General features: G+C 59.9%; 2 protein-coding genes. Both read left to right on the top strand.

What is annotated here, in order from left to right:
* Positions 1–985: 985 nt before the first annotated feature.
* Positions 986–3,142, top strand: a complete 2,157-nt coding sequence (locus tag AC2T3R_RS00665; protein ID WP_023661998.1) for a type I secretion system permease/ATPase — start codon at positions 986–988, stop codon at positions 3,140–3,142.
* Positions 3,132–4,508, top strand: coding sequence for an HlyD family type I secretion periplasmic adaptor subunit (locus tag AC2T3R_RS00660; protein WP_015268515.1), 1,377 nt, complete (start codon positions 3,132–3,134; stop codon positions 4,506–4,508). Before AC2T3R_RS00665 ends, AC2T3R_RS00660 begins: the two co-directional genes overlap by 11 nt.
* The last annotated feature ends 99 nt before the right edge of the window (positions 4,509–4,607 follow it).

Genomic DNA, 4,607 nt, shown 5'->3' with positions numbered 1-4,607 from the left:
TGGACTCTCCGTGTGACCCGATAGGTACTTCCCTGCCAGAGCGGCACTCGCAGACCACTTCAGGCGGAACTATGTTGATGATCTTTCGACGCTTACCGGCGTCAATATTCCGTCTACGACTTATTAGGCTCGACTGAATGCCAAACTATTGACCCGCATTCTGCCATCCTAAACAATCGGCAATGTAATGTCACATTGATATTCGCATATTAACCATGTGCTTATTAGGGACAAGTGCCATACATCACCTAAAGCGCGCTCAGCGCGACATTTAGAGCATCTTTCTCGGCGCTTAGGTGATGGTATCGGATGGGTCAGGACACCCTTTCATCGGCAATTGTCAAAATTCGAGCGTCAATTTACAAATCACCTTCCGCTCGCTCAAATAATAGCTTTTTCAGAAGCATAAACCTTGCCTAAAGGGGGCCAGACGGTGTCTGGAGGCCACGCAGAACCTGGGCCTTGTGACAGTTCGCGGCCGTCGGCAGCCAGTACAGTTGCATAATAAGGGTGTCAATTTGCCGCAGATCAAAGAGATAGCGAACCACAGCGTAAATACTGCCAGCCCAAATATGAGAAAGCGTTACCGTTGTATAGACCAGGCTTGCCAGAGAACGCTTTGCTAATAGATGAATTTTGCCTAATTAGTCGCGCAAGTTCGTCAACAAATCAGCGCCTGTTTCTTGACAATGGTGCAGAGCGATACCGCAACACCTCTGTCGCCAGCTGGATGGCAGGCTATGCTGAAAACTGATTCGACCTGGATGCTGACTGGATCAAAAATGAAACATCCACCACCCAGCACCGTCTGCCAGGAATGAAGACCGCAGAACTGTTTACTCAATACCGATTCAAGGCGACCATTAGCCCGTTGCCCAAGCGCCAGGGTGCCGTAGCCTCATGACCACTGCCTGGCAGCACGGGTGAGCCAGCCTGAACGGCGGCACACCCACCCCACCCACCACAAGGATGAAGAGAGCGCCGCGTGGAATCCGAAGTCAGTCGAGTCCAACTCAGCCACGATCCACGCAGTCAGCATGACGATCCCCTGCTGGATAGTCTGTTGAGCCTGTGTGTCCTGCACCAGAAACCTGCAAGCCGGGTCATGCTGACCACCGGCCTGCCGTTGCCGGCCCAGCGCCTGAGCCCCGAGTTGCTGCCCCGCGCTGCCGCCAGGGCCGGGCTGCAGGGGCGCCTGCTGCAGCGTAAGCTGGAGCAGATCCCGAGCATCGCCATGCCAGCCATGTTGCTGCTCAAGGAAGGCCGCAGCGCCGTCCTGCTGGGCTGGGAGAACGAAGACACCGCACGCCTGTTGCTTAGCGAGAGCGATGGCGGCGAGGTGCATGTCAGCCGCGAAGCCCTGCAGAGCGATTACAGTGGCCGGGTATTCTTTGCCCAGCCGCAGCACAAGTTCGACGTCAACCACGGCAACCTCATCCCGCGGGCGAAGTCGTGGTTCCGCGATACCTTGCTGCGCAGCAAATGGCTGTATATCGACGCCATCGCCGCCAGCCTGGTGATCAACCTGATCGCCCTGGCCGCGCCACTGTTCGTGATGAACGTATATGACCGGGTGGTACCCAACCAGGCCACCTCGACCCTCTGGGTACTGGCCGTCGGCATCGCCGGCGCCTACATCTTCGACCTGATCCTCAAGGGCCTGCGCGGCTTGTGCCTGGACCTGGCCGGCAAGAAGACCGACCTGATCATTTCGGCAACGCTGTTCGAACGTATCGTCGGCATGTCGATGAAGTACCGCCCTGCCAGGGTCGGCAGCTTTGCCCAGAACATTCATGAGTTCCAGGGCCTGCGGGACTTCCTCGCCTCGCTGACCCTGACCAGCCTGATCGACCTGCCCTTCACCGTGCTTATCCTGATCGTCATCGCCATCATTGGCGGGCATCTGGTGTGGATACCGATCATCGCCTTCCCGCTGGCCCTGGGCATCGGTTATGCACTGCAACGGCCACTGATGGCGACGATGGAACGGACCATGGCCCTGGCTTCGGAGCGCCAGTCCAGCCTGATCGAGACCCTTGCCGGCCTGGATGCGGTAAAGGTCAACAACGCCGAAAGCGAACGCCAGTACATGTGGGAGCAGACCCTCGGTACCCTCAGCCGCCTCGAACTGCGGGTGAAAGTGCTGTCTAGCCTGGCGATGAACATCACCCTGCTGATCCAGCAACTCGCAGGCGTGGCAATGATCTGTGTCGGCGTATACCTGATCATCGACGGCAACCTGAGCATGGGCGGCCTGGTAGCCTGCTACATGCTCAGCGGCCGCGCCCTCGGGCCGCTGGGCCAGCTCAACGGCCTGCTCGCCCGCTACCAGCAAGCCAAGGTGACCATGGTCTCCACCGACCACATGATGGAACTACCGCAAGAGCGCAACTTCGAAGAACGCCCACTGAGCCGCAAGGTGCTGCAGGGCAGCGTCGAGTTCCGCGGGGTCGATTTCACCTATCCGAACCAACAGAACCAGGCCCTGAAGAACATCAACCTCACCATCCGCCCCGGCGAGAAGGTGGGTATCATCGGCCGCAGTGGCTCGGGCAAGAGCTCGTTGGCCAAGCTCATCGTCGGCCTGTACGAGGCCGACGGCGGCTCGCTGCTGGTCGACGGCGTGGACATTCGCCAGATCGACGTCAGCGAACTGCGCCACAACATCGGCTACGTGCCGCAGGACATTCAGCTGCTGGCCGGTACCCTGCGCGATAACCTGGTCAGCGGGGCCCGCTACATCGAGGATGAGTTGATCCTGCAGGCTGCTGAACTGGCAGGCGTACATGAATTCGCCCGGTTGCACCCGGACGGCTACGAGCTGCAGGTGGGTGAGCGCGGGCAGAACCTGTCCGGCGGCCAGCGACAGAACGTCGCCCTGGGCCGCGCGCTGTTGCTCAACCCGCAGATCCTGCTGCTGGACGAACCGACCAGCGCCATGGACAACACCGGCGAAGAACGCCTCAAGCAGCGGCTGCAGGCGGTAGTGGAAGGCAAGACGGTGCTGCTGGTCACTCACCGTGCCTCGCTGCTGTCACTGGTGGACCGACTGATCGTGATCGATCGCGGGCAGATTGTCGCCGACGGCCCGAAAGCCGCGGTCATGGATGCGCTGAAGAAGGGGCAGATCAGTGTTGCATAAGCTGGATGTAGGGCAATTCAAGGAAGGCCTGCGGCGCTATTTCAAAGGGTCCGATTCACTGGGCGGGCAGCCGCTGCCAGAGGTCAACAAGGCCCTGATCGAGGATGCGCCGCGAGTCGTGCGGCTGACCATCTGGGGCGTAATCCTGTTCTTCGTGTTCCTGATCGTGTGGGCCAGCGTCGCGCCCATCGACGAAGTTACGCGGGGTGAAGGCAAGGCCATTCCGTCGTCCAAGGTGCAGAAGATTCAGAACCTGGAGGGGGGCATAGTCGCCGAGATCTTCGCCAAGGAAGGGCAGATTGTCGAAGTGGGCCAGCCATTGCTGCGCCTGGATGAAACCCGATTCGCCTCCAACGTGGGTGAAACCGAGGCCGACCGCCTGGCCATGGCTTTGCGCGTCGAGCGCCTGAGTGCCGAAGTGGGCGACACCCCGTTGAAGATCGATGAGGAACTGCGCAAGGCCGCGCCAAGCCAGGCAGCAAGCGAAGAGTCGCTGTACCAGAGCCGGCGCCAGCAACTGCAGGACGAGATTGGTGGCTTGCAGCAACAACTGGTCCAGCGCCAGCAGGAGCTGCGCGAGTTCAGTTCAAAGCGCGCCCAGTACGCCAACAGCCTGGAACTGTTGCGTAAAGAGATCAGCATGTCCGAGCCACTGGTGGCAACCGGCGCAATCTCGCAGGTTGAGGTGCTGCGCCTGCGTCGTGCCGAGGTGGAGAACCGCGGTCAGCTGGACTCCACAGCGCTGGCTATCCCGCGTGCCGAGGCGGCCATTCGCGAGGTGCAAAGCAAGATCGAAGAGACCCGTGGCAAATTCCGTAGCGAAGCGCTGACCCAGCTGAACGAAGCGCGCACAGAGCTGAACAAAGCCACGGCGACCAGCAAGGCGCTGGATGATCGCGTGCACCGCACCATGGTTACTTCGCCGGTACGCGGTATCGTCAAGCAACTGCTGGTGAATACCATTGGCGGGGTGATCCAGCCGGGCAGCGATATCATAGAAATCGTGCCGCTGGACGACTCACTGGTTATCGAGGCGAAGATCCTGCCCAAGGACATCGCCTTCCTGCACCCTGGTCAGGAAGCGACGGTCAAGTTCACGGCCTATGACTACACCATCTACGGTGGGCTGAAGGCCAAGCTGGAGCAGATCGGTGCCGACACCATCACCGATGAAGACAAGAAGACCACCTATTACCTGATCAAGCTGCGCACCGACCGCAGCCACCTGGGCACTGACGAGAAGCCGCTGCTGATTATTCCGGGGATGGTGGCGACGGTCGATATCATGACCGGCAAGAAGACCATCATGAGCTACCTGCTCAAGCCGATCATGAAGGCGCGTTCGGAGGCGTTGCGCGAGCGTTGACCGCCATTCCTACCGTGTTCGTTGTAGGAGCGGCCTTGTGTCGCGAAAGGGCTGCACAGCAGCCCCAGCGATTTTTGCGTCTTTGCTGAAATCCTGGGG

The organism is Pseudomonas sp. PVC-5-1, assembly GCF_057444345.1.
Note: the sequence above shows the minus strand (reverse complement) of the source record. Positions and strands in the feature narration are given on the sequence as shown.